Origin of the sequence: Citrobacter meridianamericanus (assembly GCF_041320245.1) — a bacterium.
In the GTDB taxonomy this organism is placed as follows: Bacteria; Pseudomonadota; Gammaproteobacteria; order Enterobacterales; family Enterobacteriaceae; genus Citrobacter; species Citrobacter meridianamericanus.
Map to the genome: position 1 here is coordinate 808,903 of NZ_CP101036.1, position 26,103 is coordinate 835,005.

The 26,103-nt window shown below is 54.3% G+C and carries 27 protein-coding genes and 1 tRNA gene; 11 read left to right on the forward strand and 17 right to left on the reverse strand.

All coding sequences use genetic code 11. The features are described 5' to 3' along the window. The first annotated feature begins 39 nt into the window (after positions 1 to 39). From NMD08_RS03910 to NMD08_RS03925, 4 genes are all read left to right on the forward strand, one after another. Positions 40 to 417, forward strand: coding sequence for a TA system toxin CbtA family protein (locus tag NMD08_RS03910; RefSeq protein ID WP_025799003.1), 378 nt, complete (start codon positions 40 to 42; stop codon positions 415 to 417). Next, complete coding sequence (locus tag NMD08_RS03915; RefSeq protein ID WP_045888216.1) at positions 414 to 905, forward strand: DUF5983 family protein; 492 nt, start codon at positions 414 to 416, stop codon at positions 903 to 905. The genes NMD08_RS03910 and NMD08_RS03915 overlap by 4 nt, the downstream gene beginning before the upstream one ends. A gap of 28 nt (positions 906 to 933) precedes the next feature. Then, complete coding sequence (locus NMD08_RS03920) at positions 934 to 1,137, forward strand: DUF957 domain-containing protein (protein ID WP_025799007.1); 204 nt, start codon at positions 934 to 936, stop codon at positions 1,135 to 1,137. Between the two features lie 81 nt (positions 1,138 to 1,218). After that, positions 1,219 to 2,064 carry a DUF4942 domain-containing protein gene (locus tag NMD08_RS03925; protein WP_025799009.1) on the forward strand — a complete coding sequence of 282 codons (846 nt, stop codon included), beginning with the start codon at positions 1,219 to 1,221 and terminating at the stop codon, positions 2,062 to 2,064. A gap of 102 nt (positions 2,065 to 2,166) precedes the next feature. Here the strand turns inward: NMD08_RS03925 and NMD08_RS03930 are convergent. After that, positions 2,167 to 2,242, reverse strand: a tRNA-Ile gene (locus NMD08_RS03930). A 125-nt stretch (positions 2,243 to 2,367) separates the two neighbouring features. On the opposite strand from NMD08_RS03930, the gene mug reads away from it, so the two are divergent. Then, positions 2,368 to 2,874 (forward strand): G/U mismatch-specific DNA glycosylase, encoded by a 507-nt coding sequence (mug, locus tag NMD08_RS03935; protein WP_187259032.1) that lies wholly within the window; start codon positions 2,368 to 2,370, stop codon positions 2,872 to 2,874. 45 nt (positions 2,875 to 2,919) lie between these two features. Here the strand turns inward: mug and rpoD are convergent, their stop codons facing one another. The 3 genes from rpoD to rpsU form a co-directional block, all read right to left on the reverse strand. Beyond that, positions 2,920 to 4,764 (reverse strand): RNA polymerase sigma factor RpoD, encoded by a 1,845-nt coding sequence (gene rpoD / locus NMD08_RS03940; protein ID WP_151217760.1) that lies wholly within the window; start codon positions 4,762 to 4,764, stop codon positions 2,920 to 2,922. 149 nt (positions 4,765 to 4,913) lie between these two features. Then, positions 4,914 to 6,656, reverse strand: coding sequence for a DNA primase (gene dnaG / locus NMD08_RS03945; protein WP_151217759.1), 1,743 nt, complete (start codon positions 6,654 to 6,656; stop codon positions 4,914 to 4,916). Positions 6,657 to 6,890: 234 nt separating this feature from the next. Next, a complete protein-coding gene (rpsU, locus tag NMD08_RS03950) occupies positions 6,891 to 7,106 on the reverse strand; it encodes a 30S ribosomal protein S21 (RefSeq protein WP_001144069.1) in 216 nt (71 codons plus the stop codon). Positions 7,107 to 7,342: 236 nt separating this feature from the next. Here rpsU and tsaD point away from each other — a divergent pair, with 236 nt between their 5' ends. Next, the gene (tsaD, locus tag NMD08_RS03955) at positions 7,343 to 8,356 is read left to right on the forward strand and encodes a tRNA (adenosine(37)-N6)-threonylcarbamoyltransferase complex transferase subunit TsaD (RefSeq protein ID WP_370619571.1); all 1,014 of its coding nucleotides are present in this window, start codon (positions 7,343 to 7,345) and stop codon (positions 8,354 to 8,356) included. A gap of 71 nt (positions 8,357 to 8,427) precedes the next feature. Here tsaD and ureG read toward each other — a convergent pair whose 3' ends face one another. The 10 genes from ureG to ttdA form a co-directional block, all read right to left on the reverse strand. Further along, complete coding sequence (gene ureG, locus NMD08_RS03960; RefSeq protein ID WP_151217758.1) at positions 8,428 to 9,045, reverse strand: urease accessory protein UreG; 618 nt, start codon at positions 9,043 to 9,045, stop codon at positions 8,428 to 8,430. Positions 9,046 to 9,054: 9 nt separating this feature from the next. Further along, positions 9,055 to 9,726 carry an urease accessory protein UreF gene (locus NMD08_RS03965; RefSeq protein WP_187253275.1) on the reverse strand — a complete coding sequence of 224 codons (672 nt, stop codon included), beginning with the start codon at positions 9,724 to 9,726 and terminating at the stop codon, positions 9,055 to 9,057. Next, positions 9,726 to 10,184 carry an urease accessory protein UreE gene (ureE, locus tag NMD08_RS03970; RefSeq protein ID WP_187253274.1) on the reverse strand — a complete coding sequence of 153 codons (459 nt, stop codon included), beginning with the start codon at positions 10,182 to 10,184 and terminating at the stop codon, positions 9,726 to 9,728. Before ureE ends, NMD08_RS03965 begins: the two co-directional genes overlap by 1 nt. A gap of 9 nt (positions 10,185 to 10,193) precedes the next feature. Continuing rightward, entirely contained in the window at positions 10,194 to 11,897 is a 1,704-nt protein-coding gene (gene ureC, locus NMD08_RS03975) for an urease subunit alpha (protein ID WP_370619573.1), read from the reverse strand. Then, complete coding sequence (locus NMD08_RS03980; RefSeq protein WP_187253272.1) at positions 11,890 to 12,210, reverse strand: urease subunit beta; 321 nt, start codon at positions 12,208 to 12,210, stop codon at positions 11,890 to 11,892. The genes ureC and NMD08_RS03980 overlap by 8 nt, the downstream gene beginning before the upstream one ends. Before the next feature lie 9 nt (positions 12,211 to 12,219). Beyond that, positions 12,220 to 12,522, reverse strand: coding sequence for an urease subunit gamma (locus tag NMD08_RS03985; protein ID WP_003024678.1), 303 nt, complete (start codon positions 12,520 to 12,522; stop codon positions 12,220 to 12,222). A gap of 10 nt (positions 12,523 to 12,532) precedes the next feature. Beyond that, positions 12,533 to 13,357 carry an urease accessory protein UreD gene (locus NMD08_RS03990; protein WP_222841024.1) on the reverse strand — a complete coding sequence of 275 codons (825 nt, stop codon included), beginning with the start codon at positions 13,355 to 13,357 and terminating at the stop codon, positions 12,533 to 12,535. A gap of 123 nt (positions 13,358 to 13,480) precedes the next feature. Next, positions 13,481 to 14,944, reverse strand: coding sequence for an anion permease (locus tag NMD08_RS03995; RefSeq protein ID WP_151224372.1), 1,464 nt, complete (start codon positions 14,942 to 14,944; stop codon positions 13,481 to 13,483). Positions 14,945 to 14,992: 48 nt separating this feature from the next. Next, a complete protein-coding gene (gene ttdB, locus NMD08_RS04000) occupies positions 14,993 to 15,598 on the reverse strand; it encodes a L(+)-tartrate dehydratase subunit beta (RefSeq protein WP_187253270.1) in 606 nt (201 codons plus the stop codon). Next, positions 15,595 to 16,503 carry a L(+)-tartrate dehydratase subunit alpha gene (gene ttdA / locus NMD08_RS04005; protein WP_187253269.1) on the reverse strand — a complete coding sequence of 303 codons (909 nt, stop codon included), beginning with the start codon at positions 16,501 to 16,503 and terminating at the stop codon, positions 15,595 to 15,597. The genes ttdB and ttdA overlap by 4 nt, the downstream gene beginning before the upstream one ends. 212 nt (positions 16,504 to 16,715) lie before the next feature. Between ttdA and NMD08_RS04010 the strand changes: the two genes are divergently transcribed. Continuing rightward, entirely contained in the window at positions 16,716 to 17,657 is a 942-nt protein-coding gene (locus NMD08_RS04010; RefSeq protein ID WP_151217752.1) for a LysR family transcriptional regulator, read from the forward strand. 31 nt (positions 17,658 to 17,688) lie between these two features. On the opposite strand, the gene plsY is transcribed toward NMD08_RS04010, so the two are convergent. After that, positions 17,689 to 18,306 carry a glycerol-3-phosphate 1-O-acyltransferase PlsY gene (gene plsY, locus NMD08_RS04015; RefSeq protein ID WP_151217751.1) on the reverse strand — a complete coding sequence of 206 codons (618 nt, stop codon included), beginning with the start codon at positions 18,304 to 18,306 and terminating at the stop codon, positions 17,689 to 17,691. 106 nt (positions 18,307 to 18,412) lie between these two features. Between plsY and folB the strand changes: the two genes are divergently transcribed. Both folB and bacA read left to right on the forward strand, forming a co-directional pair. Continuing rightward, complete coding sequence (gene folB / locus NMD08_RS04020; RefSeq protein ID WP_151217750.1) at positions 18,413 to 18,781, forward strand: bifunctional dihydroneopterin aldolase/7,8-dihydroneopterin epimerase; 369 nt, start codon at positions 18,413 to 18,415, stop codon at positions 18,779 to 18,781. Between the two features lie 86 nt (positions 18,782 to 18,867). Continuing rightward, positions 18,868 to 19,686 (forward strand): undecaprenyl-diphosphate phosphatase, encoded by an 819-nt coding sequence (gene bacA / locus NMD08_RS04025; protein ID WP_151224367.1) that lies wholly within the window; start codon positions 18,868 to 18,870, stop codon positions 19,684 to 19,686. Positions 19,687 to 19,746: 60 nt separating this feature from the next. On the opposite strand, the gene NMD08_RS04030 is transcribed toward bacA, so the two are convergent. Both NMD08_RS04030 and NMD08_RS04035 read right to left on the reverse strand, forming a co-directional pair. Beyond that, positions 19,747 to 20,988: a multifunctional CCA addition/repair protein gene (locus NMD08_RS04030; RefSeq protein WP_370619577.1), complete on the reverse strand. Its 1,242-nt coding sequence runs from the start codon at positions 20,986 to 20,988 to the stop codon at positions 19,747 to 19,749. A 61-nt stretch (positions 20,989 to 21,049) separates the two neighbouring features. Further along, positions 21,050 to 21,670 (reverse strand): TIGR04211 family SH3 domain-containing protein, encoded by a 621-nt coding sequence (locus NMD08_RS04035; protein WP_048232822.1) that lies wholly within the window; start codon positions 21,668 to 21,670, stop codon positions 21,050 to 21,052. A gap of 241 nt (positions 21,671 to 21,911) precedes the next feature. Between NMD08_RS04035 and NMD08_RS04040 the strand changes: the two genes are divergently transcribed. Both NMD08_RS04040 and glnE read left to right on the forward strand, forming a co-directional pair. Beyond that, positions 21,912 to 23,213 (forward strand): inorganic triphosphatase, encoded by a 1,302-nt coding sequence (locus NMD08_RS04040; RefSeq protein WP_151217748.1) that lies wholly within the window; start codon positions 21,912 to 21,914, stop codon positions 23,211 to 23,213. Positions 23,214 to 23,252: 39 nt separating this feature from the next. After that, positions 23,253 to 26,093 (forward strand): bifunctional [glutamate--ammonia ligase]-adenylyl-L-tyrosine phosphorylase/[glutamate--ammonia-ligase] adenylyltransferase, encoded by a 2,841-nt coding sequence (gene glnE / locus NMD08_RS04045; protein WP_370607921.1) that lies wholly within the window; start codon positions 23,253 to 23,255, stop codon positions 26,091 to 26,093. The last annotated feature ends 10 nt before the right edge of the window (positions 26,094 to 26,103 follow it).

Consider the following 26,103-nt stretch of genomic DNA (forward strand, 5'->3'; position numbering starts at 1 on the left):
ATTTTTGCTTCATTTAACTAACCAATAAAGGTTTCCATTATGCAAACACAACCTGTTCCCCCGACACAGGAGGCTTCACCACGCCCGTCACCAGTGGAGATCTGGCTCCGCCTTTTGAGTCACCTGCTGGACCGTCACTACGGTCTGACGTTAAACGACACGCCATTTTGCAATGATGGTGTGATCCAGGAGCATATCGACGCCGGTATCTCACTGTGCGACGCGGTGAATTTTATCGTGGAGAAATACGCCCTGATACGCACCGATCGTCACGGTTTCAGCGCAGAAACACAGTCCCCACTCATCAGCAGTATTGATATCCTTCGCGCCCGTAAGGCCTGTGGACTGATGGCACGCAATGGCTACAGACTGGTGACCGATATCACCACCGGCAAATACAGCGAGGTGACTCGATGAAACTCTCCATGACCGTGGAAGCCGATGCCGTCACTATGCAGGCCCTCAACATGGGGCGGATCGCTGTTGATATCGACGGTATTGAACTGGCCGACCTGATTGATGTGGTCTGTGATAACGGTTATTCGCTTCGCGTTGCTGACGAACCTGGGAGGCTGGTTGTGGAAGATCCACTCCCGTCTGCCGCCCGGCTGAACGGCATTCAGTGCAGTACCGCCCATATCTCCGAAGCTGACAACAACCTGCTGTTCACTCTTTCGCATCAGCATGAAGACTTTGGCGAAAGCGAATGGATTACGTACACCGGCTCCGGCTATTTGTTGCGTCTGGATGCGTGGTCGTTTCCGGTATTACGGCTTAAACATCTCGGTCTGTCGAAAGCCTGTCGTCGCCTGGTGGTGACCCTTATGCGTCACTACTCTGTTGGTATTGTTCACCTTGATGCCTTTGGTGAGGTATTGCCGGGCTTTGACATTTTCGACTGGTAATCCAACCTCAATCACCACAAGGTTTCACATGCCGGAATTAACCACCGAAGCGGCTCTCAACATTCTGATTGGCTGGCTGCAGGACAACATCGATTGTGGCAGCGAAATTATCTTCGATAACGACGAAGACAATACCGATTCAGCAGTGCTGTTACCCTGGATTGAACGTACGCTTCAGGACGTTCGCGATCTCCACCATCTTCAGCTTTTGCAACAGGCCAGTACAGATTAACCACCGAACCGTACTCATCACTTACTCATAAGCGCCAGCCCTCACCGGCTGGCGTTTTGCTTTATATAAAGGAAATGACTGATGTCAGAACTTACTCTCACCGGACCCGAAGTGTTAACCGGCCACACCGACATAATTTGCTCCACCAGCATTGAGCGCATCATCACCGGACGTAATGCCGCACTGGCGCAGATTGAAGCGCTCATTCAGCAACTCGACGATATCTCAATACTGACCCGCAGTATCGGGGGAAAAACCGCTCTGGACTGGGCTATGAAGCAGGACTTCCGCTGTGGCTGCTGGTTGATAGAAAAAAGAGAAACGGCGATGAAAGCCATTACACGCAATCTTGATCGCGGTATATGGCGGGATTTAATGAAAAAGTCGGGCATGCTTTCCATCATGGACGCACAGGCCCGTGATCAGTGGTACAACAGCCTGGAAAAGGAGGATATTCCGGTGGTCAGCGAAGCGAATATCCTGAGCACGTTTGAGCAACTGCATCTCAACAAAATAGATGTCTTCGAACGTGGGGTCATCAACGTCTTCAAAGGGCTATCGTGGGATTACAAAACCAATAGTCCCTGCAGCTTTGGTAAAAAGATCATCGTCAACAATCTGGTGGCGCATAGCCGCTGGGGCTTTAGCTTAAACTGGGGCTGGCGGCGGGATCAATTAGCGGACCTGGAACGAATGCTGTTTCTGCTTGATGGTAAACCGATACCCGACAACCGTGGCGATGTTACTACTCGATTGATGGAGCATATTCGGGACAACCCTTCGAAGGATATTTACGAAGATGATTTCTTCAGTATCCGTTACTTTCAGAAGGGAACAGTACACATCACTTTTAAACGGATCGACCTGACAGAAAAGATGAATGATATCGTGGCGAAGCACTATCCGGGGATGCTGGCAGCGAGATGAAGAGGGCAGGGAGGTAATTCCTTACCTGACCCATTACCTGACCCGATTCGTATAAAACGAAAAAGGAGTCAGACGATTTCTCATCTAACTCCTTGTTTTATTTGGTGGCCCCTACTGGACTTGAACCAGTGACCAAGCGATTATGAGTCGCCTGCTCTAACCACTGAGCTAAGGGGCCGTGACGATGGATTATAAAGTAACTCCGCGTTGCAATCCAGACATAAGCGTACGGATGCTGTTTTTATAAACAATGTATTTTCAGTCCGTTATACTTGTTCCTCTGATGTATTGTTCGGAGTAATTATGGTTAAGGACATACTGGCACCGGGGCTGCGGGTGGTATTTTGTGGCATCAATCCGGGGCTCTCTTCTGCGGGTACAGGATTTCCCTTTGCGCATCCCGCGAATCGCTTCTGGAAAGTCATTCATCAGGCGGGATTTACCGATCGTCAGCTTAAGCCCGAAGAGGCGCAACACCTGCTGGACTTCCGCTGCGGCGTGACGAAATTTGTCGACAGGCCGACGGTACAAGCCAATGAAGTGAAGCTCCTGGAGATGCGCAATGGCGGTCGTCTGCTCATTGAGAAAATAGAAGAGTATCAGCCCGCCGCACTCGCAATCCTCGGTAAGCAGGCATTTGAGCAGGGCCTTAGCCAGCGTGGGGCACAGTGGGGGAAACAGACGTTGACCATTGGCGCGACGCAAATATGGGTATTGCCGAATCCCAGCGGGTTAAGCCGGATCACGCTGGATAAACTGGTGGAAGCGTATCGGGAAGTGAACGACGCCCTGCTCAGGCGGGGACTATAAAGAAAAACGCCACCTTGCGGTGGCGTTTATGCTTAAGCGGCGAGATTAATCGTCGAGGAAGCTACGCAGTACTTCAGAGCGGCTCGGGTGGCGCAGTTTACGCAGCGCTTTCGCTTCGATCTGACGGATACGTTCGCGGGTAACGTCGAACTGTTTACCGACTTCTTCCAGCGTGTGGTCGGTGTTCATATCGATACCAAAACGCATACGCAGAACTTTCGCTTCACGAGCGGTCAGGCCAGCCAGAACGTCGTGCGTTGCGGCACGCAGGCTCTCGGTAGTCGCAGAGTCCAGCGGCAGCTCGAGGGTGGTATCCTCGATGAAATCACCCAGATGCGAATCTTCATCATCGCCGATCGGCGTTTCCATGGAGATAGGCTCTTTAGCGATCTTCAGCACTTTACGGATCTTGTCTTCCGGCATCAGCATGCGTTCAGCCAGCTCTTCCGGCGTCGGCTCGCGGCCCATCTCTTGCAGCATCTGACGGGAAATACGGTTGAGCTTGTTAATGGTCTCAATCATATGCACCGGGATACGAATGGTACGCGCCTGATCCGCGATAGAACGGGTGATCGCCTGACGGATCCACCAGGTTGCATAGGTGGAGAACTTATAACCACGACGGTATTCAAACTTATCAACCGCTTTCATCAGACCGATGTTGCCTTCCTGAATCAGATCCAGGAACTGCAGACCACGGTTGGTGTATTTCTTGGCGATAGAGATAACCAGACGTAAGTTCGCTTCAACCATCTCTTTTTTCGCACGGCGGGCTTTCGCTTCACCGATGGACATACGACGGTTGATATCTTTAACCTGCTCGATGGTCAGGCCAGTTTCTTCTTCAATCTGCTGCAGTTTCTGCAGGCCGCGCTGAACGTCATCTGCCACATCGTGCAGTTTTTCAGACCACGGCTTGTTCATCGCGATTGCTGCGTTGAACCAGGTTTCGCTGGTTTCATTGCCAGTGAACAGAGTGATGAAGTTTTTCTTCGGCATTTTGCACTGCTCAACGCAGAGCTTCATGATCAGACGTTCCTGAGTACGCACGCGGTCCATCATGACGCGCATGCTGTTTACCAGGTAGTCGAACTGCTTCGGCACCAGGCGGAACTGTTTGAACACTTCAGACAGCTTCTGAATTTCTTCCTGCGCGGCTGCATGGCTGCGGCCTTTCGCTTTGATAGTGTCGCGAGTGATTTCGTACTGAGTACGCAGTTCACCGAATTTTTCACGCGCTAATTCAGGGTCGATGCTGTTGTCATCATCGCTGCTGTCGTCGTCCTCTTCTTCATCTTCGTCTTCATCGTCGTCCATCTCTTCCTGAGAGAGTTCAGAACCGACGTGTGTCGCCGTTGGCGCCATGTCTTCTTCCGCGTTCGGATCGACAAAGCCGGTGATCAGATCGGAAAGACGTGCTTCTTCAGCTTCTACGCGATCGTATTGCTCAAGCAGGTAGGTGATGGCTTCCGGGTATTCGGCAACAGAGCATTGAACCTGGTTAATCCCGTCTTCGATGCGTTTAGCGATGTCGATTTCGCCTTCACGGGTTAACAGTTCAACGGTACCCATTTCACGCATGTACATACGGACCGGGTCCGTTGTACGACCTATTTCAGACTCAACGCTGGACAGAACCTGGGCAGCCGCTTCTTCTGCGTCTTCATCGGTGCTGTTGGAGGTTTCAGCAAGCAGCAGATCATCGGCATCAGGTGCTTCTTCCATCACCTGAATACCCATGTCATTGATCATTTGGATGATGTCTTCGATTTGATCTGAATCGACGATATCTTCCGGCAGATGGTCATTGACCTCGGCATAGGTCAGATAGCCTTGCTCCTTACCACGTTGGACAAGAAGCTTCAGCTGTGACTGCGGGTTTTGCTCCATAAGACGGTATCCACACTTAATTCGTTTGATTGGTGTTGGGCGGTAAAACCGCCAACGGCAAAACGAGGGCATACTTATATTTTGCCGCTGCCTCTCCGTGCGGCTGTCGGGGGCTTCCCGATAGGTATTCGGCAGTTAAGCCGTTAAATTCATTTTTTTTCCAGGGCCTGTCTGATTTCCCAGAACTCCCTGCGCTCTTCACTGCTCAAACCGTGCGTGCGATCACGAGCTATCAACTCTTCCTGTCGCTGTTCAAGCATTGAATCAAAAATTCGGTTTAGCGTGTCGGTGAACATTTTTTCAACATTCTCATCCTTTATATCGTTCCAGGTTGAGAGTTTTTCAAGTGTTGCGTATTCACTTGCTCCGCGATAATTCTCTAACAGTTGACCCGTTGTCAGGCCGGGTTGCGCCACACACAGGTTGACCAGTTCGCTGAACAGGTTGAGCCCCGGTAGCTTTGCCTGAGCCAGCCCATGCATAGGTGGTACAAGTGGTGCCAGATTTGGGTTTTGCACCAGTAGTCCTATAAGTATACGCATAGGCGTCTGTTTTATCTGCTGAGGCGGGCGTACCACGCCACTTTCTGCCTGTTTTGGCATTAAACGATCAAGCGCCGCATCGTCAAAGATGCCCAGCTTCAGTCCCAGCGTCTGGCGCAGCTGAATCCGGTGCGCGTCACCTGGCACCTGGCTTATCAGCGGCAGGGCCAGCGCGGCGAGCTGCGTGCTGCCGTCCGGTGAACTGAGATCAACCTGCGGTAAGAGACTGTTAAATAAGAAGACGGAGAGCGGTTGTGCGTGCTCCATCCGTGCTTCAAAGGCCTCTTTACCCTCTTTACGTACCAGCGTGTCCGGATCTTCACCTTCGGGCAGGAACATAAAGCGTAGCTGACGACCGTCGGTCATGTACGGCATCGCGGTTTCCAGCGCACGCCATGCGGCGTCGCGGCCGGCGCGGTCACCGTCGTAACAGCAAATCACGTTGTTTGTCGCACGGAATAACATATGAATGTGGTCCGCCGTGGTCGACGTACCCAGCGAGGCGACGGCGTAGTTGATACCGTATTGCGCCAGCGCGACAACATCCATATACCCTTCGACAACCAGCAGACGCGGTGGTTCAGCGTTGTGCTGCTGGGCTTCATAAAGGCCATACAACTGACGGCCTTTATGGAAAATATCGGTTTCCGGGGAGTTGAGGTATTTTGGCGTATCGTTACCGAGTACGCGGCCACCAAAACCAATCACCCGGCCTCGTTTATCGCGAATCGGGAACATCACGCGATTGCGGAAACGGTCGTAGGTTCTTCCCTGGTCGTTATTGACCAGCATTCCGGCATCGAGCAGCAGCTTCCTGTTGTCGACATTTCCGCCGAAACGTTTTAAGGCGTTATCCCATCCCGGCGGCGCAAAACCAATAGCAAACTGCTGGACAATCTCGGCACTCAGACCGCGTTGCTCCAGATACTGGCGTGCTGGCTCGGCGATGGGTTGGGCGAAGGATTGCTGATAAAAATCATTTAACCCTTCCATTAGCTGATAGAGATTCTGACGCTGGTGACGCTCTATCTGGCTAAGACCTGTTCCGGCTTCATAAGGCACTTCAAGGTTGTGCATTGCGGCCAGTTCTTCGACGGTTTCCACAAACTCGAGCTTGTCATAGTTCATGAGAAAGTCGACGGCGTTGCCATGCGCGCCACACCCAAAGCAGTGATAAAACTGTTTTTCACCGTTTACAGTGAAAGAGGGGGTTTTTTCGTTATGGAACGGACAGCACGCGTGATAATTTTTGCCCTGCTTTTTCAGCTTTACCCGCGCGTCGATGAGATCGACGATGTCGGTTCTTGCCAGCAGGTCATTGATAAATACACGTGGGATTCGTCCAGCCATATGCCCCGTTATTACACTTCATCCTTCAAACTGTCTCTGCGTTGACTGCACTCGCTCACCCCTGTCACTTACTTAAGTAAGCTCCGGGGATTCACTCGCTTGCCGCCTTGATACAGTGTGAATGATTTTGTGTAATTGCTGATGTATAAACGAAAACAAGCCGCGCATTCCTTCCGGAAGCACGGCCTTACAACTACAACTCAGTCTGAATTGAGAGCTTTGGCTCTCAATAGATTAGTACAGACGAGTACGGCGTGCGTTTTCGCGAGCCAGTTTCTTCGCGTGACGTTTCACAGCAGAAGCTTTAGCGCGCTTACGTTCGGTAGTCGGTTTTTCATAGAACTCACGACGACGAACTTCCGCCAGAACACCTGCTTTTTCGCATGAACGCTTGAAGCGACGCAGTGCTACGTCGAACGGCTCGTTTTCACGTACTTTAATTACCGGCATGTAACTCTCACCTTTAATAAATTCGGTTTGCCGCTGGCATCAACGCCAGCTTATTTCAAAATGGTGCGGAATTTTACTGCAATTGCTGCTGCTTTGTAAAGCACCGACGCGATTTTGAAAGGGACTTTTATAAGGACAAGGAGTATACACGAGCGAAACACCTGGGGCGAACAAAGTTTTACATCAACCCGCATTGGTCCTACACTGCGCGGTAATAAAGCGAGGTAAAACAAGTCATGCGTGTACTGGGTATTGAAACATCCTGCGATGAAACCGGCATCGCCATTTACGACGATGAAAAAGGTCTTTTAGCCAACCAATTGTATAGTCAGGTGAAATTACACGCTGACTACGGCGGCGTAGTGCCAGAACTGGCCTCGCGCGATCACGTACGTAAAACCGTACCGCTGATCCAGGCCGCGCTGAAAGAGGCGGGACTGACGGCAACAGAGATTGATGCGGTGGCGTATACCGCAGGTCCTGGTCTGGTTGGCGCGCTGTTGGTCGGCGCTACCGTAGGACGCTCCTTGGCGTTTGCCTGGGGCGTGCCGGCAATTCCTGTACACCATATGGAAGGGCATCTGTTGGCACCGATGCTGGAAGATAATCCTCCTGCTTTTCCGTTCGTCGCGCTGCTGGTTTCCGGCGGGCACACGCAACTGATTAGCGTCACCGGTATCGGTCAGTATGAATTGCTGGGCGAATCAATTGATGATGCCGCTGGCGAAGCGTTCGATAAAACGGCCAAGCTACTGGGGCTGGATTATCCAGGCGGCCCAATGCTGTCAAAGCTTGCCTCGCAAGGCGTTGAAAAACGTTTTGTCTTTCCGCGCCCGATGACCGACCGTCCGGGGCTGGATTTCAGCTTCTCCGGCCTGAAAACCTTTGCCGCGAATACCATTCGTAATAACGAAAATGACGATCAGACGCGCGCAGATATCGCTCGTGCGTTTGAAGATGCGGTAGTTGATACGCTGATGATCAAGTGCAAACGCGCGCTGGATCAAACCGGTTTTAAACGTCTGGTGATGGCAGGGGGCGTGAGCGCAAACCGTACGCTACGCGCAAAATTGGCCGAGATGATGCAAAAACGTCGTGGTGAAGTATTTTACGCGCGTCCGGAATTTTGTACTGATAACGGGGCGATGATCGCCTACGCGGGCATGGTGCGTTTTAAAGCGGGCGCAACGGCAGATCTTGGCGTGACCGTGCGTCCACGCTGGCCGCTGGCGGAATTACCGGCGGCGTGATTTTTTGCCCGGTGGCGGCTTCGCTTACCGGGCAGACAAAACCGCGGGCTGCCCCCCGGTGATAAACTGCACTACATCCGCAGCATCCCTTTCTCTTCAAGAAACGCGATAATTTTTTCCAGACCCTCTCCGGATTTTAAATTACTGAACGTCCACGGACGCTCGCCGCGCATACGCAGGGTATCGCGTTCCATCACCTCCAGCGAGGCACCGACGTATGGGGCCAAATCGGTTTTATTGATCACCAGAAAATCGGATTTAGTGATCCCCGGACCACCTTTGCGTGGGATCTTCTCGCCTTCGGCAACGTCGATCACATAGATCGTCAGATCTGCTAATTCCGGACTGAAGGTGGCGCTCAGGTTATCGCCGCCGCTTTCTACAAAAATCAGATCCAGATTGCCGAATTTCTCGCTTAATGCCTCTACGGCAGCCAGATTCATCGATGCATCTTCGCGGATAGCGGTATGCGGGCAGCCGCCGGTTTCCACACCGACGATCCTGTCTGGCTCCAGTGCGCCCGCTTCGGTGAGAATGCGCTGATCTTCTTTGGTGTAGATATCGTTGGTGACTACTGCCAGTTGATAGCTGCTGCGCATGGTTTTACATAACGCTTCCAGCAGCGCCGTTTTGCCCGAACCGACCGGGCCGCCAACGCCTACGCGCAGGGGATGCTTGCTGTTACTCATTTTTTCTCCTCAGGAGCGGAATAATCGGGAATATTGCGTTTCATGCCGGGCAGATGCGATTGCAGCCAGCGGCGTTGCGGAGCCGAGACTGGCATCAGGACACGCCAGCGCCTGTGCCAGGCCCTGCGCATAGCGATCGCATAGCGCAATAATCAAACGCTGGGCTGCCTGTTGACCAAAGGGAACCAGTTTGACGCCAGCCATCACTGCGCTCTCAATCCAGCTGTAGCCGAGGCTTAACGCCAGTTCGGTCAGGGGGATTTTCCAGCGCACACCCAGCCAGGCCATGCCGCAAAGCTGGCTGTCGACAAAGAGCGTTCGCCACTCCCGCGAGCAATCTGCTTCCCAATCGGTGACCAGTCGCGTAAACGCTGCGCCCCGACAGCGTTCTTCATCCCGCAGTTCGCGGGTTTCCCGGCAGGCCAACAGGTAAGCGGTCCAGCGGCGCGCTGCGGTGAGATCGCCCTGCTCGCAGGCGCGATACAGCCTCGCCAGCAGCGGTAGGTCGACGGTAAAAAAGTTCTGCTCCATCTGCTGAATTTGCCAGTCAGAGAAGTCATCGACGCTTTTCACCCAGCCGATTTCCACCGCCCATTCCAGGCCCTGGGACCAGGTAAACGACCCCACCGGGAGCGCGCTGCTGGCGAGCTGCATCAGACGTAGCTGTTGGGTGTTATGCATCAGTGTGCATGCCCGTGATGATGCCCGTGGGATTCACTGGCATAAGCGCCTGCTTCCGGTTCAAACGGTAGCTGAGCGAACGTCACCTCGAGGTTGAACTGGCGCAGCATGGCGTCCAGCACGTGATCGTGGTGGTAGCGCAGCTCATCGGGCAGAATTTGCAGCGGAACGTGGCGATTGCCGAGGTGATAACAGGCTTTGGCGAGCAGGAAAGGATCGACGCAGTGCACCACGGAAACCGACTCCGGCGCGGCGATCACTTCGATCACCTCGCTGCCATCTTCGGTGGCCAGCAGGTCGCCACCGCGTAACAGCAAACCGCGCGGTAGCATCAGCCCGGCTTCGCGACCGTCGTTCAGCGCTACTCTGGCGCGGCTTTTTACCCGAACATCAATGGGTAGCGTGACGCTTGCGGTGACGCGGTGGGCGTGGTCAAGGCGTTGGGTCAGGTAGATCATCGTCACTCCTCAAAACAGAAAATAGCGTTGCGCCATCGGCAAAACGTTTGCCGGTTCGCTGGTAATCAGTTCGCCATCAATACGCACCTCGTAGGTCTGAGCATCGACAGTGATATTGGGTTGCAGGTCGTTGTGGATCATGTCGGCCTTTTTCACCGTTCTGCACCCTTTGACAACGGCGATGGCGCTTTGCAGGTTGAGCTGCTGCGGGATGTTTTGCGCGTCAGCGGCCTGCGAAATAAAGGTCAACCGGGTGTGATGCCGCGCTGCACCAAGTGCGCCAAACATCATGCGGTAATGCACCGGCTGCGGGGTGGGAATCGAGGCATTGATGTCGCCCATCGGCGCACAGGCGATCATCCCGCCTTTAACGATCGTCGCCGGTTTTACGCCAAAGAATGCCGGTGACCACAGCACCAGATCGGCCAGTTTGCCAGGTTCAACGGAGCCGACTTCATGGGCGATACCGTGGGTTAGCGCCGGATTGATGGTGTATTTGGCGACGTAGCGTTTAACGCGCAGGTTGTCGTTGTCGCCGGTTTCTTCAGCCAGTGGGCCACGCTGCGCCTTCATACGGTGTGCCACCTGCCAGGTGCGCAGGATCACTTCGCCCACGCGCCCCATTGCCTGTGAATCGGACGAGGTCAGGGAAAACGCGCCAATGTCATGCAGCACATCTTCGGCAGCGATCGTTTCCCGGCGAATGCGTGATTCGGCAAAGGCCACGTCTTCGGCGATATCTGGATCGAGATGGTGGCAAACCATCAGCATGTCGAGATGCTCGTCGATGGTGTTGACGGTATAAGGCAGCGTCGGGTTGGTGGAGGAGGGCAAAATATTCGGATGTGCGCAGGCGGTAATGATATCCGGCGCATGGCCGCCGCCCGCGCCTTCGGTATGGAAGGTATGAATGGTACGATCGCCAATCGCCGCCAGCGTATCTTCCACGAAACCGGATTCATTGAGCGTGTCGCTGTGGAGTGCCACCTGGATGTCCATCTCGTCGGCCACGGTCAGAGCGCAGTCGATAGCGGCAGGTGTGGCGCCCCAGTCTTCGTGGATCTTCAGGCCAATGGCACCGGCCGTGATTTGCTCGCGCAGGGCGTCAGGGTTTGAGCCGTTACCCTTGCCCAGCAAACCAATATTAACCGGCAACGCGTCTGCCGCCTGCAGCATACGGGCGATGTACCACGGGCCCGGCGTGCAGGTGGTGGCGTGAGTTCCGGCGGCCGGACCGGTGCCACCGCCGATCATCGTCGTCACGCCGGAAACCAGCGCTTCTTGCGCCTGCTGCGGGCAGATCCAGTGAATATGCGTATCCACGCCGCCCGCGGTGACGATCTTACCTTCCCCGGCGATGACTTCAGTTCCCACACCTATCGGGATCGTGACGTTGGGCTGAATATCAGGGTTGCCCGCTTTGCCGATGGCGAAGATCCTGCCAGCTTTGATGCCGATATCCGCTTTCACGATCCCCCAGTGATCAACGATCAGCGCGTTGGTTATCACCAGATCCACACACGCCTGGGCGCGCATTTGTCCCTGGCCCATACCGTCGCGGATCACTTTTCCGCCGCCGAATTTGACCTCTTCGCCGTAGGTGATGAAGTCTTTTTCCACCTCGATCCACAGGTCGGTATCCGCCAGGCGCACTTTATCGCCGGTGGTTGGGCCAAACATGTCGGCGTACGCCTGCCGGGAAATTTCACTCATTATCTGCCTCCAGCGCGCCCATCACTTCGCTGCGAAACCCGACGATCCTTTGTGCGCCAGCGACGCGCACCAGTTCGACTTCGCGTTTTTGTCCCGGCTCAAAACGTACCGCCGTGCCCGCCGCAATGTTCAGACGAAAGCCGCGTGCGGCCAGCCTGTCAAAGCGCAGTGCCGGGTTCACTTCAGAAAAGTGATAGTGCGATCCCACCTGGATGGGTCTGTCGCCATGATTTTCCACCACGATCGTGCAGGTCTCCCGCCCTTGGTTGAGCGCGATATTGCCTTTTACGATTTGATATTCACCTGGGATCATTACCGCTCCTTAGACGATCGGGTTGTGGACGGTGACCAGCTTCGAGCCGTCCGGAAACGTGGCTTCAACCTGAATATCCGGGATCATTTCCGGTACGCCTTCCATCACCTGATCGCGACGCAGCACGTGACGTCCGTCTTCCATCAGTGCGGCCACGGTTTGCCCGTCGCGCGCGCCTTCCATGATGAAAGCGCTAATCAGCGCCACCGATTCCGGGTAGTTCAGCTTCAGCCCGCGGGCCAGACGACGTTCCGCTACCAGTGCGGCGGTAAACAGCAACAACTTATCTTTTTCTCTGGGAGTCAGTTCCATAAGGGTTCTCTTAGGTGTGCCAGATTCGCGGTAGTACAGGCGTTTTATGTGTCAGCAGCGGGCGCAGGAATTGCCAGATGTCACGCATAACGCGCTGTACAATCAGGTTGTCGTCGGCAAGAAAGCGGATTGTCAGCAGCGAGTCATTAAGCGTTGCCCCGGCGTAATTGCCAAGTGATGTAAGCCGTTCGCGCGTGCCCTCCAGCATGTGTTCGCTGGCCGGATAACACAGCAACGTGCCGACCCAGGGATGATGCGCAACGCCACTCAGGTCTCCCTCCTGCAACTGCAAGCGTTCTATCAGCAGCGGCTGGCCATCCCGCCACACTTCCAGACGGTTTTGCAGCACGCCGTGGCTGAAGATTTCTTGCATAACCGGTCGCCCGAGACACAGTAGATCCCAGGCCAGCAAGCGACTCTCTGATGCGATGTGAAAGACGGACTGAATAACAGCGTTGGCGCCGGGAAAGAGGATCGTATCCTGCGGCAGCCACTCCAGCGTGGCATACGAAGCGAGCGTGAAATGCTGGTGCAGCAACGCTTGTGGCCCACGACTGCGATAAAACTTGCCCGCGCCGGGCTGGGTGATTAACGCATGGCTGTTTTCGTCGAGTGTGACGGCAATATGAAGCTCATCTCCGCCAACGATCCCCGCCGGTGGATGAAGCAAATAGAGGTGACAGACGTCCTCTTCCGGGTAAAACGGACGCTGAACCGTCAATGGACCATGATGACGCGCCGAGGCGAGCACCGTTTTGTGCCCGGTGCGGGTAAAATGCAGATCCAGTTCGGCCAGCCAGCCCCTTGTGAGTGTCTCGTGCGCAACCGTGTCCAGAGCGTTTCTCTTATCAGCATGAGGGTGTTTGCATACAAAAAAGTATGCCTCAGCGCATCGGGAAATCGATCATATGAGAAGCTTATGGATTAAGGGGCGACAATACGCCGCCCCACCAGGGTTTTACAGTAAAACGAGGGGCATCCAGACCAGACCGGTGATCACCAGCAGAACGAGAAAAATCAGGCCAAAAATAGCGCCGAGCCGCCAGTAATCCACCGTCGGCAAATAGCCGCTGCCGTAGTAGATAGGGCTAGGACCGGTGGCGTAAGGGGTCAGAATGCTGCCCAGACCAATGGCGGCACCAACCATCAGGCAGAAGACCGGTAATGGGATTTCCGGCATCGCCAGCGCGGCGGCAATCATCATTGGCGCCAGGGCAGAGGTATACGCCGTGGCGCTGGCAAAGAAGTAGCGTAGCAGGTAGAACACCACGATGAGCGCCACCATCACCATCATCGGCGAATAGCCGCTCAGTCCTCCCGCCAGCAGTTTGCCAAACCAGGAGATAAAGCCGGTGTTGTTCAGTCCGGTGGCGAGCGTGATCAGCGAGGCCAGCCAGAAAAAGACGTTCCACGCGGCTTTATTACTGACGATGTCATCCCAACTGATGATGCGCAAAACCAGCATCAAGGCCACTACGCTGTATCCGACCATCGCGGCGTCAATAAAATCGCCGCCGAAGATCCACAGCACCAGCGCGCCGACCATCAGCACCAGCATCTTTTTCTCGCGAGCGCAGAGCGGTCCCATCGCTTTTAGCTCTGTATCCGCCCAGCGTGGAACCTGATCGCCGGATTTCAGTACCGGTGGGTACAACACATACGCCAACCACGGCACGGTCAACACCAGCAAAATGCTCAGCGGCAGCATGCCTAAGAACCAGTCGCCCCAGCTCAGCGCCGTGTGGGACGCACCTTTCATCAGGCCGATCAACAGCAGGTTCGGTGCCATCGCCGTTAAGAAAATGGCGCTGGTGACGCAGTCGGCGACAATGCCCATCCACATGATGTATGAGCCAATGGAGCGTGAACTGGTACTATTGGGCTGTGAGTTATACAGCGGCGGCAGGTTGCGGATAATCGGGTAGATTATTCCGGCTCCGCGCGCGGAGTTGGAAGGTGTGACGGGGGCGAGGATAAGCTCAGAGAACATCACCGCATAGCCGAGAAACAGCGTCCGGTGCCCCATCTTTTTCACCAGCATCAGCGCGATACGCCGACCGAGTCCGGTTTTCTCATAGCCGGTACCAAACATAAAGGCCGCGAAGATCAGCCAGATAACCGAGTTTGAAAAGCCAGATACCGCCCACGACAGTGATTTGGCGGTAAATTTAAAACCGTCCTGCGCGAGTTGCTCCGGGCTGAACAGCAGCCACGGTGAAAGGACGGCGATGATCGAAATGCCAATCATCGCCACTACCGCGCCCGGTACAGGTTCCAGAATAAGCCCGACAATCACACCGGTAAAGACGGCAAAATAGAGCCATGTATGACTCTCAAGACCGGTGGGGACGGGAAGAACAGCAATAATGGCGATGACCACCAGCGGAGCCAGGTATCGCCACCAACCAGCTAAAGGTGCCATTGTTGTACCCCTGCGAAGAGGGAGAGGCGTTACGCCCCTCCGGGAGGGTTATTTGATGTAGTGCACGTGCTCGCAGATTTCATCGACGATAGGATCGCGACGTTCAGCGAACAGCTTTTTGTTTTCGGCAATCAGGTTATTGCCGTGGGTATCGATGGAAACGATCAGCGGGCCAAACTCTTTTACCCGGCATACCCACAGAGATTCCGGCATGCCGAGTTCGGTCCAGTGTACCTCTTCAATTTCTTCAACCTGAGTTGCCGCCACGACCGCACAGCCTGCCGGGAAGATGACGTGCAGCGCTTTGAACTGCTTACAGCCTTCTTCCGTCAGCGGTCCCATGCCGCCCTTGCCGACCACCAGCTTGACGCCCGTCTGCTCGATAAAGTCTTTCTCAAACGCTTCCATACGCATGCTGGTAGTTGGGCCAACGGAGACCATCTCCCATTTATCACCGTTCTTACGGACGATCGGGCCCGCATGGAAAATGGCTTTGCCGTTCAGGTCATAAGGAATCGGGCGCTTCAATTCGATCAGGCGGCGGTGGCAAACGTCACGGCAGGTCACCAGCGTGCCGCTCAGGTAAATGACATCGCCAACGCGAATGTCTGCCAGATCTTCGGCTTTGATCGGGGTTGTGAGGATCTTTTTCATAACGCGCTCCGGGTGTGAGACAGGTTTTCGAAGGAGAGGTCGGCATGAACCAACAGCGTGCCGCGACGGTGCGCCCAGCAGCCGGTAGAGACGGCAACGCCGATAGTCGACGGGTGGCGCGCGGCGGATTCGACATGTACGCCCATCACCGAGCTATTCCCGGTCAACCCTTGCGGCCCAATGCCCAGACGGTTAAGCCCTTCTTCCAGACGCAGTTCCAGCTCAGCCGCTTTTGGGTTTGGATGGCGTGATCCGATAGGGCGTAGCACCGCTTTACGAGAAAGCACGGCAGCGGTTTCTACAGAGGTGGCTATACCCACACCTACCAATACCGGCGGACAGGCGTTAACAGCCAGCGTGGAGATATTTTCGAAGACAAATTTCACCACGCCTTCATAGCCTTCAGAAGGCATTAACACTTTTGAGCGCCCTGGCAGCGTACAGCCGCCGCCTGCCATGTAGACTTCGATTTCCGCGTCATCATTATCAGGGGTGATGTCCCAGGTGACCCACGGCACACCGGTACCGGTATTTTTTCCGGTATTCACTTCGTCAAAAATCTCAACCGCGTTATGGCGCAGCGGCGCTTTTACCGTAGCGTCTTCAACGGCCTGTTTCAGAATGCTTTGCAGTTCGCCGAGGAGCGGGAAACGGGAACCAACCTTCACAAAAAACATGATCTCACCGGTGTCCTGGCAGGCTGGACGATTCAGGTCGATTGCCTTCTGCATGTTGTCAAACATGGTGTGGTAGATGATTTTACCCATCGGCGAGGTTTCGCCTTCACGCAGTTGCTTTAATTTATCCACAACGTCGTCAGGCATGCGGGTAGAAATCATGGCGGTAAAGTCGGCGACAATGTTCGTCAGCGTAGTTATCGCATGTTGGTTATTTTGATTGCTCATCTTATTAACTCCAGTTCTTTTATTTATCTGGAAATAAACTCTCCGCCACAAATTAACACTAAAAATGTGGATTTATATTATTTGGCACTGTGAATATCCAATTAACAGTTCGTGAATGATGTCCAGATAAGGCAATAAAAATTGCGGCAGAGCAGGGTTTAATACGCATGAGAGAATTACACTGCGGTTAATCACATTACGGATTACCGATCATGCTGAACACGTATCCCCTGGCGAAAGACCTGCAGGTGCTGGTTGAAATTGTTCATAGCGGCAGCTTTAGCGCCGCCGCCGCGACGCTGGGCCAGACGCCTGCGTTTGTGACGAAGCGCATTCAGATCCTTGAGTCTACGCTAGGGGCTACGTTGCTAAGCCGCTCGGCACGCGGCGTGGCGCTAACGGAGAGTGGTCAACGTTGCTATGAACACGCGCAGGCGATCCTCGCAAGCTATCAGCATTTGGTCGATGACGTTACGCAACTCAAAACGCGTCCGGCAGGGATGATTCGTATCGGCTGTAGCTTTGGTTTTGGGCGCAGTTATATTGCACCGGCAATTACAGAATTGATGCACAGCTATCCTGAATTACAGGTACATTTCGAACTTTACGATCGGCAAATTGATTTGGCGCAGGATAATATCGATTTGGATATTCGCATCAATGATGAGATTCCTGATTATTATATTGCGCATTTGTTAACGAAAAACAAAAGGATATTATGCGCGGCACCGACGTATTTACAGAAATACGGTGAGCCGATGACGTTACCAGAATTAATTCGACATGATTGCCTGGTCACCAAAGAACGGGATATGACTCACGGGGTGTGGGAACTGGATAACGGCCAGGAGAAAAAGTCGGTTAAGGTGGCGGGACATCTTTCTTCTAACAGTGGTGAGATTGTGCTGCAGTGGGCGTTGCAGGGAAAAGGGATTATGTTGCGTTCCGAATGGGACCTGCAGCCATTTCTGGCTAGCGGGGAACTGGTGCGGGTGCTGCCGGACTATGCGCAAAGCGCCAATATCTGGGCGGTTTATCAGGAGCCGCTGTATCGCAGCGTGAAGCTTCGCGTGTGCGTGGAGTTTCTGGCGACGTGGTGTCAGCGTCGATTAGGCAAGCCGGTGGAAGGGTATCACATCCCCGAGGCCGGATAAGACGCCGACGCGTCACTATCCGACAATAAAATCACTCGGGGTCTTTTTCGCGTTTTTTCTTCAACTTGGTCCAGATCTTCGGTTCCTGACGACGCCACAGGCGCTGAATGTTGTCATGGTGACGAAGCAGAATTAAGCACGACAACATGGACACCGGGAAAGTGAACTGGGGATTGAACCACCAGACGTAAAAAGGGGCAATCAGCGCGCTGACAATAGCGCCTAACGACGAATAGCCGCTTAACAGGACGGTTAGCAGCCAGGTTCCGGCCATCACGCCGGTTAAATCCCAGCCAATCGGCGCAATTGCGCCAAAGGCGGTGGCAACGCCTTTCCCACCTTTAAAACCGAAGAATACCGGCCAAATGTGTCCCAGACAGGCGGCGATTGCGATCAATCCCAGCCAGAAGGGGCTGATGCCTAGCGCATAGGCACCCCAGACGGGTAACATACCTTTCAGGACGTCGAAAATCAGCACCGCGACGGCGGCTCCCTTGCCACCGATTCGCAATACATTCGTCGCGCCCGGATTCCCAGAACCACTGTCCCGCGGGTCCGGCAATCCAGCAAGGCGGCATACCAGAATAGCACTGGAAATTGAGCCACAGAGGTACGCGAAGATAATCATTCCAGGCGCGATTGCACTCATAAGCTGTTCCGTTTTGAAAATGTCGTGTAAAACGCTACTTCTGTGGATAATACGCATATTTCGCCGGAAGTGGTATCCGGGTTAGCCAAAAAGCAGGCAGGTCGTGATGGATATTGTATTTATAGAGCAACTTTCCGTAATCACCACTATCGGTGTTTACGACTGGGAACAAACGATTGAACAGCAGTTGGTGTTCGATATCGAAATGGCGTGGGATAACCGCAAAGCGGCTAAAAGCGATGATGTGGCTGATTGCCTGAGCTATGCTGATATTGCACAAACGGTTGTTAACCATGTGGAAGGTGGGCGTTTTGCGCTGGTAGAACGTGTGGCGGAAGAGGTGGCGGATATGCTACTTAGCCGCTTTAATTCACCGTGGGTGCGGATCAAACTCAGTAAACCTGGTGCGGTAGCCCGTGCGGCAAACGTCGGGGTCGTCATTGAGCGTGGCAATAATCTGAAAGAAAATAATTAATTTAATAATTTCTAAATCAAACGGGTATAAAAGAGTCCTTTCGTCGGCTCTTTTTTGCCGTGGTTTCTCTATCTAGGGGTTTATTAATGAGTGATATGCACTCGCTGCTGGTGGCGGCAATTTTGGGTGTGGTCGAAGGATTGACGGAATTTTTACCCGTTTCCAGTACCGGCCATATGATTATTGTTGGCCACCTGTTGGGTTTTGAGGGTGATACCGCAAAAACATTCGAGGTGGTGATCCAGTTGGGGTCTATTCTGGCAGTGGTGGTGATGTTCTGGCGACGTTTGTTTGGCCTGATCGGCATTCACTTCGGCAAGGACCCACATGAAGGGACAGGCAAAGGTCGGCTGACGCTGGGACATATTCTGTTGGGGATGATTCCGGCCGTTGTACTGGGACTGGTGTTCCACGACACCATCAAGTCGCTGTTTAACCCGATCAACGTGATGTATGCGCTGGTGGTTGGGGGCGTGCTGCTGATTGCCGCAGAATGCCTGAAGCCGAAAGAGCCGCGCGCGCCGGGTCTGGATGATATGACCTATCGTCAGGCGTTTATGATTGGCTGTTTTCAGTGTCTGGCGCTGTGGCCGGGCTTTTCTCGTTCCGGTGCGACGATTTCTGGCGGTATGCTGATGGGCGTGAGCCGTTACGCGGCTTCTGAGTTTTCATTCCTGCTGGCGGTACCGATGATGATGGGCGCCACGGCGCTGGATCTTTACAAAAGCTGGTCGTTCCTCAGCGCATCAGATATACCGATGTTTGCAGTTGGCTTCGTGACGGCATTTATTGTGGCGCTGGTCGCGATCAAAACCTTCCTGCAGCTGATTAAGCGCATTTCGTTCATTCCGTTTGCGATTTACCGCTTTATTGTGGCCGCTGCCGTTTACGTCGTGTTCTTCTGATGACTAACCTGGTGCCGGATGGCGGCGTTCCGCCTTATCCGGCCTGGGGGTGATATCCGTTCAGGCGGTGGGTTTAGGACACCGCTTCTTCTTCCAGTTAGCCACCGCTGCGATGCGACGTCGGGTCAGTTCTTCACGAATTGCCTGACCTTTGAATCCCGCTTCCACGACATCTTTCGTGGGTACCGCCTGCGCAACCTGCCAGGCCTCGCGCAACAACCTGCCTTGCGGGTAATCCGCCGCTTCAAAACCGGTTCGCCCACGCACGTCGGCCTCGCTGGTCAGGGCGATTTGCTCCACGCGCTGCGGTTTACGCCAGGCATCGATGGAATCAAACAGCTTAACGATGGTTTTCGGCTGCAGGATCGGGAAGGTATGAATCAGGTCGTGGAACTCAGCCACCAGTTTGGCTAAATCACGGATGTCATTCGGCACGCGCAGGCGCTGACACAGTTGCTCGACCAGCTTAACGCCCGCCGGACCGTGGCCGTGATGGCGCGGCCATAGCGCTTTAGGCGTTAATGCTTTGCCAAGATCGTGGCACAGCGTGGCGAAACGCACGTCGACCTCCGGGCTTAACATGGCTGCCATCGACAGCGTCATCAGCGTGTGAATGCCGGTATCAATTTCCGGGTGCCATTGCGCGGGCGCAGGGACGCCGAACAGGGCATCCACTTCAGGAAACAGACCGCGCAGTGCGCCACAGTCGCGCAGGACCTGAAAAAAAACGTGTGGATTACGGGTGGTTAAGGCGCCTTCCGTTTCTTTCCACACGCGCTCTGGCGTCAGGTGTTCCAGCTCGCCAGCGGCGTTCATCTCGCGCATCAGCGTCATGGTTTCGTCGGCAATACGAAAGCCGAGGTGTGCATAACGGGCAGCAAAGCGCGCCACGCGCAACACGCGTAGCGGATCTTCGCTAAAAGCAGGGGAAACATGGCGCAGCAGGCGGTTTTCCAGATCGTCGAGTCCATTATACGGGTCGATAATCTCCCCGTCGTCATCGCGGGCCATTGCGTTGATGGTCAGGTCGCGACGCTGAAGATCGGCCTCCAGCGTCACATCTGGCGCGGCGTAGCAGGTGAATCCGGTATATCCTGAGCCTGATTTACGTTCAGTACGTGCCAGCGCATACTCTTCCCGGGTTTGCGGGTGCAGAAACACGGGAAAATCGCGACCTACCTGCTGGTAACCCGCGTTGAGCATTCCTTGCGGCGTGGCGCCGACTACGACCCAATCTTTATCTTTAATCGGTAGCCCTAATAACGCATCCCGAACTGCACCACCGACCAGATAAATCTTCACGCCACTTTCCTTTTGAAAAAAACATTCCTTAATCATATGTCAGTGTGGCGGAGAAGGCGATTCAGTTCATCCAGCGATCTTTGCGTTTACGGCTTGGGATCATGTGTGGCAGAACCAGACCGAGCAGTAGACCAAGACCCAGCACGCCGCCGCCATACATAAACCATTGCATGATGATAGTACGCTGCTTGTCATCAAGCTGAAGGTTGGCTGCGCTCACCTTCTTTTGCGCCACGATAAGTTCGTTCTTCAGCTTCTGGTTTTCTTGTTTCAGCCCGTCAATCACGCTGTCGCTTTGTGCTACCTTTTGCTGCATGTCGGCGGTACGCTGATTCCATGTGGTATCGATATTATTGAGCTTATCGGTCAAGGTCTTAACCTGGTTTTCCAGGTCGGGAACGCGGGTACGCAGGCTCGGCGTACTGTTCAGCTCTTTCAGTGGGATCCAGGCGGTACGTCCGGTGCTGTCTTTCACCTGGGCGTAGTTGGTGTTGGCATCGGTCTGTAATAGCGTGACTTCCTCGCCGGCGTTAACCGTACCCACGAGGCGATAATTATCTCCCGGACCGCTGCGGACCCAGGTGTTCAGTTCGTCAGAGACATAGCGCTTTTCTTCGGCATGAGAGACTGCAGTGGCGCTAAGTGCGAGTAAAGTTAATCCAATCAGGCGTAATTTTGGCATCAGGCTGTCGTTATTGTCATAGAAAGTGGAACGATAGTAGTGGCATCAGTGTCTCTACGCAAAGCATTCGACATCAATCGGAATCATCTGTGTCCTTTTTGCCACCACCCGAAACTTTTACGCCCGTCAAATTGCTCGTTGCATGGCAATTTGGCGCAAAATACTATCTACTGACCATAAAGAACGAACTTAGTTCGCAGTCAGTTTTCTCAACTGTGACATAACCCATAAGTACAAGACCATGGCCCAGGAAATCGAATTAAAATTTATCGTCAATAGTGACGCTGTAGATGCGCTGCGTGAATGTCTGAATACGCTGGGGGGAGAGCATCATGCGCCCAGCCAGTTGCTGAATATTTACTACGAAACGCCGGATGCGTGGTTGCGTAATCACGATATGGGGCTGCGTATTCGCGGTGAAAACGGTCATTACGAAATGACCATGAAAATTGCCGGACGCGTAACGGGCGGCCTGCATCAGCGACCGGAATTTAACGTTGCGCTGAGCGCGCCTGAGCTGGATCTCGCCTTGTTCCCAACGGAAGTCTGGCCAGATGGCGAACTGCCTGCTGAACTTGCCTCTCAGGTGCAACCACTGTTCAGCACCGATTTTTATCGTGAGAAATGGTGCCTGGATGTTGACGGCAGCCGTATTGAAATCGCCCTCGATCTCGGGGAAGTAAAAGCGGGCGAATGTGCTGAACCTCTCTGTGAGCTTGAACTTGAGCTGCTAAGCGGCGATACCCGGGCGGTACTGAAGCTGGCAAACCAGCTGGTTTCGCAAGCCGGTCTACGCCAGGGCAGCCTGAGCAAAGCGGCGCGCGGCTATCATCTGGCTCAGGGGAATGCGCCGCGTGAACTCAAACCGACGCGTATTTTGCAGGTTCCGGCGAAGGCGAGTATTGAGCAGGGGATGGAAGCGGCGCTGGAGCTGGCATTATCACAGTGGCAGTACCATGAAGAGCTGTGGGTACGCGGCGTCAAAGGGGCGAAAGCCGAGGTTTTGGCTGCAATGGGGCTGGTACGCCACATTCTGATGCTGTTTGGTGGCTGCGTGCCACGAAAAGCGAGCGCTCACTTACGTGATTTGTTGACCCAGTCGGAAGCGATCATCGCGTCTGATGTGTCTGCCGTTTCGGCGGTTTACAGCACCCAAACGGCGATGGCCAAACTGGCGTTAACCGAATGGCTGGTGACCAAAGGGTGGCAGCCGTTCCTTGATGCGAAGGCGCAGGGTAAAATTGCCGACTCCTTTAAGCGTTTCTCGGATACGCATCTCTCACGCCATGCCGCTGAACTGAAAACCACTTTCGCTCAGCCGTTGGGCGATAAGTACGTCGATCAGCTGCCGCGCCTGACGCGCAATATTGATAGCATGCTGATGCTGGCGGGATACTACGACGAAAATGTCGCATCGGTATGGATCGCCAACTGGCAGGGCTTACGTCACGCCATTGCGGCCAACCAATATATTGAAATTGAACACTTCCGCAACGAGGCGATCGCGCTGGAACCGTTCTGGCTGCACAGCGGAAAACGATAATTAGGGTTGAGGCCTCAATACGCAAAGGATGTCCCATACATGAAGCAGCTCTCTTCACCGTTACAGCAGTACTGGCCGACCGTTGTTGAGCGGCTGCCAGCAGCAATCTCTGAGTCCTCGCTTAGCGTGCAGGCGAAGTCAGTGCTTACATTCAGTGATTTTGTCCGCGACAGCATGATTGCCCATCCCGAATGGCTGTCTGAGCTGGAAAGTACGCCACCTCAGGCGGATGAATGGCAACATTATGCCGAGTGGTTACAGCAAGCATTGGTCGATGTCAGCGACGAAAACACGCTGATGCGTGAGCTGCGCTTGTTTCGCCGTCGTATCATGGTGCGTATCGCCTGGGCGCAGACACTGTCGCTGGTGACCGAAGAGAGTATTTTGCAGCAGCTAAGTCATCTGGCTGAAACGTTGATCGTCGCCGCGCGTGACTGGTTATACGCCGCCTGCTGTCGCGAGTGGGGAACGCCCTGTAATCCTGAAGGTGTTGCGCAGCCGCTGCTGATTTTAGGTATGGGAAAACTCGGCGGCGGCGAGCTGAATTTTTCCTCTGATATTGACCTGATTTTTGCCTGGCCGGAGCACGGCAGTACGCAGGGCGGGCGTCGCGAGCTGGATAACGCGCAGTTCTTTACTCGCATGGGGCAGCGGCTCATCAAGGTGCTGGATCAGCCCACAATGGATGGTTTTGTCTATCGGGTGGACATGCGTTTACGCCCGTTTGGCGACAGCGGCCCGCTGGTGCTGAGTTTCTCTGCGCTGGAAGATTATTACCAGGAACAAGGGCGCGACTGGGAACGTTATGCGATGGTCAAAGCCCGCATTATGGGCGATTCCGACGGTACCTACGTCAGTGAACTTCGCGCGATGCTGCGGCCATTTGTCTTCCGCCGCTATATTGATTTCAGCGTGATCCAGTCTCTGCGAAACATGAAAGGGATGATTGCCCGTGAAGTGCGCCGCCGAGGCCTGAAAGACAACATTAAGCTGGGGGCGGGCGGTATTCGTGAAATCGAATTTATCGTGCAGGTATTCCAGCTTATTCGCGGTGGGCGCGAGCCGTCTCTGCAATCCCGATCGCTGTTACCGACGCTCAGCGCCATCAATGAATTGCACCTGCTGTCTGATACCGACGCGGAACAACTGCGCGCAGCCTATCTCTATTTGCGCCGCCTGGAAAATCTGCTGCAAAGTATCAATGATGAGCAGACCCAGACGCTGCCGGGCGATGAACTGAATCGCGCGCGACTGGCGTGGGGGATGAACGTTGATGACTGGCAGCAGTTAACCGATGTGCTGGTCAATCATATGGACAATGTGCGCCGGGTATTCAACGAGCTGATTGGCGATGACGAAGCTGAAACCCAGGAAGAGTCGCTCTCTGAGCAGTGGCGCGAACTGTGGCAGGACGCATTACAGGAAGATGATACCACGCCGGTGCTGACGCATCTGGCAGATGACGATCGCCGGCGCGTGCTGTCTCTGATTGCTGATTTCCGCAAAGAGCTGGATAAACGCACTATTGGCCCACGTGGACGCCAGGTGCTGGATCATTTAATGCCGCATCTGTTGAGCGATGTCTGTACGCGTGACGACGCCTCAATACCGCTGTCGCGCATCACTCCGCTGCTGGTCGGCATTGTGACCCGCACCACCTATCTGGAGCTGCTGAGCGAATTCCCGGGAGCGCTTAAGCACCTGATTTCACTCTGTGCCGCCTCGCCGATGATTGCCAGCCAGCTGGCGCGGTATCCGCTGTTGCTCGATGAACTGCTGGATCCGAACACCCTGTATCAACCCACCGCGACGGATGCCTACCGTGATGAGCTGCGCCAGTATTTGCTGCGCGTACCGGAAGATGACGAAGAACAGCAACTGGAAGCGCTGCGACAGTTTAAGCAAACGCAGCTTTTGCGAATTGCCGCGGCTGATATTGCCGGTACGCTGCCAGTGATGAAGGTGAGCGACCACTTAACCTGGCTGGCGGAAGCCATGATCGATGCGGTAGTCCAGCAGGCGTGGACGCAAATGGTCGCCCGCTACGGGCAACCTACCCATCTTGACGAGCGTGAGGGGCGCGGTTTTGCCGTCGTTGGCTATGGCAAACTGGGCGGCTGGGAACTGGGCTACAGTTCGGATCTTGATTTGATCTTCCTGCATGATTGTCCGATGGACGTAATGACGGACGGTGAGCGTGAGATTGACGGGCGACAGTTCTATCTGCGTTTGTCGCAGCGCATTATGCACCTTTTCAGCACCCGCACCTCGTCTGGTATTTTGTACGAAGTGGATGCGCGGCTGCGTCCATCCGGCGCGGCGGGAATGCTGGTGACATCAATCGACGCTTTCGCCGATTACCAACGCAACGAAGCGTGGACGTGGGAGCATCAGGCGCTGGTGCGTGCTCGCGTGGTATACGGCGACCCGCAGTTGACCTCTCAGTTTGATGCGATTCGTCGCGATATCATGACCCTCGTCCGTGATGGAAAAACCTTGCAGACCGACGTGCGTGAAATGCGTGAGAAAATGCGCGCCCATTTGGGCAATAAGCATCGCGATCGCTTTGATATTAAAGCTGACGAAGGTGGCATTACCGACATTGAGTTTATTACGCAATATTTAGTGCTGCGCTATGCGCATGAAAAACCGAAGCTGACGCGCTGGTCGGATAACGTGCGCATTCTGGAATTACTGGCACAAAACGACATTATGGATGAGCAGGAAGCGCTGGCACTTACCCGCGCTTATACAACGCTGCGCGACGAACTGCACCATCTTGCGTTGCAGGAACTTCCAGGCCATGTAGCGCCGGAACACTTCAACGCTGAACGTACGCTGGTGCATGACAGCTGGCAGAAGTGGCTGGTTGCCGAGTGAAGTGTGCTAT

Bases quoted from the DNA above. Each gene is read 5' to 3' on its own strand.
- NMD08_RS03910 (WP_025799003.1), top strand. From the start codon at position 40: ATGCAAACACAACCTGTTCCCCCGACACAGGAGGCTTCACCACGCCCG.
- NMD08_RS03915 (WP_045888216.1), top strand. From the start codon at position 414: ATGAAACTCTCCATGACCGTGGAAGCCGATGCCGTCACTATGCAGGCC.
- NMD08_RS03920 (WP_025799007.1), top strand. From the start codon at position 934: ATGCCGGAATTAACCACCGAAGCGGCTCTCAACATTCTGATTGGCTGG.
- NMD08_RS03925 (WP_025799009.1), top strand. From the start codon at position 1,219: ATGTCAGAACTTACTCTCACCGGACCCGAAGTGTTAACCGGCCACACC.
- mug (WP_187259032.1), top strand. From the start codon at position 2,368: ATGGTTAAGGACATACTGGCACCGGGGCTGCGGGTGGTATTTTGTGGC.
- rpoD (WP_151217760.1), bottom strand. From the start codon at position 4,764: ATGGAGCAAAACCCGCAGTCACAGCTGAAGCTTCTTGTCCAACGTGGT.
- dnaG (WP_151217759.1), bottom strand. From the start codon at position 6,656: ATGGCTGGACGAATCCCACGTGTATTTATCAATGACCTGCTGGCAAGA.
- rpsU (WP_001144069.1), bottom strand. From the start codon at position 7,106: ATGCCGGTAATTAAAGTACGTGAAAACGAGCCGTTCGACGTAGCACTG.
- tsaD (WP_370619571.1), top strand. From the start codon at position 7,343: ATGCGTGTACTGGGTATTGAAACATCCTGCGATGAAACCGGCATCGCC.
- ureG (WP_151217758.1), bottom strand. From the start codon at position 9,045: ATGAGTAACAGCAAGCATCCCCTGCGCGTAGGCGTTGGCGGCCCGGTC.
- NMD08_RS03965 (WP_187253275.1), bottom strand. From the start codon at position 9,726: ATGCATAACACCCAACAGCTACGTCTGATGCAGCTCGCCAGCAGCGCG.
- ureE (WP_187253274.1), bottom strand. From the start codon at position 10,184: ATGATCTACCTGACCCAACGCCTTGACCACGCCCACCGCGTCACCGCA.
- ureC (WP_370619573.1), bottom strand. From the start codon at position 11,897: ATGAGTGAAATTTCCCGGCAGGCGTACGCCGACATGTTTGGCCCAACC.
- NMD08_RS03980 (WP_187253272.1), bottom strand. From the start codon at position 12,210: ATGATCCCAGGTGAATATCAAATCGTAAAAGGCAATATCGCGCTCAAC.
- NMD08_RS03985 (WP_003024678.1), bottom strand. From the start codon at position 12,522: ATGGAACTGACTCCCAGAGAAAAAGATAAGTTGTTGCTGTTTACCGCC.
- NMD08_RS03995 (WP_151224372.1), bottom strand. From the start codon at position 14,944: ATGGCACCTTTAGCTGGTTGGTGGCGATACCTGGCTCCGCTGGTGGTC.
- ttdB (WP_187253270.1), bottom strand. From the start codon at position 15,598: ATGAAAAAGATCCTCACAACCCCGATCAAAGCCGAAGATCTGGCAGAC.
- ttdA (WP_187253269.1), bottom strand. From the start codon at position 16,503: ATGAGCAATCAAAATAACCAACATGCGATAACTACGCTGACGAACATT.
- NMD08_RS04010 (WP_151217752.1), top strand. From the start codon at position 16,716: ATGCTGAACACGTATCCCCTGGCGAAAGACCTGCAGGTGCTGGTTGAA.
- plsY (WP_151217751.1), bottom strand. From the start codon at position 18,306: ATGAGTGCAATCGCGCCTGGAATGATTATCTTCGCGTACCTCTGTGGC.
- folB (WP_151217750.1), top strand. From the start codon at position 18,413: ATGGATATTGTATTTATAGAGCAACTTTCCGTAATCACCACTATCGGT.
- bacA (WP_151224367.1), top strand. From the start codon at position 18,868: ATGAGTGATATGCACTCGCTGCTGGTGGCGGCAATTTTGGGTGTGGTC.
- NMD08_RS04035 (WP_048232822.1), bottom strand. From the start codon at position 21,670: ATGCCAAAATTACGCCTGATTGGATTAACTTTACTCGCACTTAGCGCC.
- NMD08_RS04040 (WP_151217748.1), top strand. From the start codon at position 21,912: ATGGCCCAGGAAATCGAATTAAAATTTATCGTCAATAGTGACGCTGTA.
- glnE (WP_370607921.1), top strand. From the start codon at position 23,253: ATGAAGCAGCTCTCTTCACCGTTACAGCAGTACTGGCCGACCGTTGTT.